This window comes from Hadarchaeum sp. (SeqCode) (assembly GCF_049969415.1).
In the GTDB taxonomy this organism is placed as follows: domain Archaea; phylum Hadarchaeota; class Hadarchaeia; order Hadarchaeales; family Hadarchaeaceae; genus Hadarchaeum.
The window spans coordinates 1-2,543 of the sequence record NZ_JBMFOX010000079.1 but is presented as its reverse complement, the minus strand read 5'-3'; the positions used below and the strand labels follow the sequence as shown (position 1 = coordinate 2,543).

Sequence of the window (2,543 nt, the reverse complement as noted above, 5' to 3'; positions counted from 1 at the left end):
CGTCCTCAACCTGGCTCCCCACCACGAGACCGCGGTGCGCCTCCTGGGGGCCGGGCGATATTACCTGCTGGAGTGAGAGGGGTGCGGAATGTGGGGACAACCTCTTCGCATTCCGTAAACCTCCGGCAGTGTCTGGTCACTATCGAAGACCTAAGCCTCTACGCGTGGGGTCGATACGCCCTTAGGAAATCGATCGCGCTAGACTTGTTATTGAACTCACCTGTTATCTTTTCCCCGTTAGAGAATCTGATCTGAATCTCATACCGAATGAAGCCCGAAGGAGGTTGGGTTTGGTCATAGGAGTCTATGAACGCGATCGCTTCATCAATCGTCCCTAGAATTTGAGATTCCCCATGAAGCGGAAGTACAATAATTTGGCTTATTCGCCTAGCGAGGGATGCCTCCAACGAACACATAAAAGCTCGGAGGGCGACACGGTTGGCCTTAAGCAATTCTTTCCGGACTAACGCCTTCTGCTTATCGCTAAGACTATTCCATTGCTGGACCCGATGTTCAAATTCAGCATCTGGCGTGTTTTCATCGTAGTGCGCATCTATTCCCACCTTCTTAAACGCACTAATCACAGTCTGATACGGGAAGAAAAGCACGGTAAAGCCGAGAGACTGTAGTTGTACAAGAGCACCCTCAGTGAACTCTCCGGCCAAGACAGCACCCTTGAATGGGGCAGCGTGACTAAATGTCTGGGCCAGGGGCTCTATAGCTCCCTGGATCTCCTGGACTTTGTTGCGAGAGTGCTTGGTATAGCGCCTCCATGCCGTTTCTATGAATGCAACGGGCGTCCCCCTTTGATGTGGAGTGCCGCCACGCTCGAGCACGAAGTCGAGGTCGTGCGAGTTGCCATTTAGGTCGGTCCAAGTACATTTGCGACCGTTACGGCACGGCCGCTCCCCCTTCTTGTCCAAATACAACCCATGTCGCTTAGCCAATCTCTCAAGCAGAGGTCTGATGGCATCTTCAAGCACATCGCCTATAATCTGACCAAACTTATGAGAGGGTGAAACCGCCATGATTTTACCCCTTGACCCAGAGTATCCCCTCTTGTAGCGGCACTCGGTGCTTCCGATTCTTCCACTTCACGTTGCGGCTTCTTATTTTTTCAAAGGTATACGACTTGAAGCCGGCCAGGAGTGCTAAATCTCCTAACCATCGCTCTACGGGGACATGGACACCGTATGGAGCCGAGTCACCGACTACGAAAAAAACATCTGCACCATCCACACATACTCGTCGAAGTGCAGACCAGACCTTCTTCATATCTGCGAAATAGGCCGCGACCATGAGATGGTAATTCTTTTTACCGCCATGCTTTAGACGCTCCTCAGCAAGTTGGTCGTATACAGCCTGAAGCTCCTTTGAGAACGGTACATCAGCAAGGTCGTCGAACAGTTGTTCGATGTCTGGTTTCTCTATAGAGACATGCTGCGAGCAGGAGTGGATGAGGTGTTTTCTTGCTCTCTCGTGCAGGTCGCGCCAGCTTTCCACCTCTCCGAAAAAGGTCATCTCCAGCCGTGTAGCATCCGCATAGTCAAAATTGTTAAGATAAGGCGGCGATGTTATCACTAAACCTATTGTAGAATCTCCAATGCCACGACAGGTTCTTGCGTCACCAACCAGTACCTCGCCATCGTGTCTGATTCCCTCTGCCTGAAGCTGAGCCATATCGGAAGCCATCTTATGAATTTGATCCAAAAACGCCTCGTAAGGGGACGCAACTTTTTTCTTAGACTTGCGAGGCAAGACGTACTGCCACGGCGCTGTTCCTACAAATGAGCTAGCCCTTAGAATGTTCACAATAGCTAACCAAGTTAACCGGGATGGAGCGGAGCCATCATCCATCTCTTCCCAGGCAAAGCGCAGGGCATACAGTTGCCGAATCGCATCCTCGGTGTAGCATTTTTGTATTAAGGGAGGATAAAGTAGGTCCTGGACTGTAAAAGACTTAGCGGAACGCAAGACCGCCTGTGCGTGGTCCAAAAAAGAATAGATGTTGGTGTGCCAGAGGAGTTTGGCTTGAGCTATTTTGGCTATGAAGGGTTGGGCTTCTATACCATAAGCCTTCACACCCGCCCGCTCCGCCGCCAGGACTGCCGTTCCCACACCAGCGAAGGGGTCAAGGAACGCCAAATCATCCAGCATGTCCTTCCTCTCACGGACAAGTCTTTCCACCCAACTTGCAGAGAATCCAGCTGGAAACCGAAACCAGCTGTGAACAGGTAAGGACATGTTGTGAGCGAAGGTGGACTTGGCTTTCTCCCACTTCGCAACCGGGTTTGCGTCATTGTAAACGGGTTCAGTCATACTTCTCCTCCGAAGCAGCATCGGGACCCATCTTCAAATGCTATAGTAAACGAGGGATTGGCCAGGATGTAGCCGACCTTAAGGACGGAGAAGCGGTCACTAGGGAGGTTATAGTCCCGCTTGATCTTGCCGTCAATTCCTCGGATGGTAAGGTCCATCTTGCAGAGGCGCCAGGTGGTGTAGTTCAGCTCTTGGCAGTAAATGGAGATGTCCCCGATACGGCT

At 51.4% G+C, this 2,543-nt stretch carries 3 protein-coding genes; all 3 read right to left on the bottom strand.

The window, feature by feature from the left end; all coding sequences use genetic code 11:
• Positions 1 to 158: 158 nt before the first annotated feature.
• Entirely contained in the window at positions 159 to 1,028 is an 870-nt protein-coding gene (locus tag ACP5PX_RS07790; protein WP_428085392.1) for a DNA methylase, read from the bottom strand.
• 4 nt (positions 1,029 to 1,032) lie between these two features.
• Entirely contained in the window at positions 1,033 to 2,319 is a 1,287-nt protein-coding gene (locus ACP5PX_RS07785) for a DNA methyltransferase (RefSeq protein ID WP_428085391.1), read from the bottom strand.
• On the bottom strand, positions 2,316 to 2,543 hold a 228-nt coding region (locus ACP5PX_RS07780; RefSeq protein ID WP_428085390.1), incomplete at its 5' end, for an N-6 DNA methylase. The genes ACP5PX_RS07780 and ACP5PX_RS07785, both read right to left, overlap by 4 nt.

Coding starts and splice junctions, on each gene's coding strand:
- ACP5PX_RS07790 (WP_428085392.1), bottom strand. CDS start 1,028: ATGGCGGTTTCACCCTCTCATAAGTTTGGTCAGATTATAGGCGATGTG.
- ACP5PX_RS07785 (WP_428085391.1), bottom strand. CDS start 2,319: ATGACTGAACCCGTTTACAATGACGCAAACCCGGTTGCGAAGTGGGAG.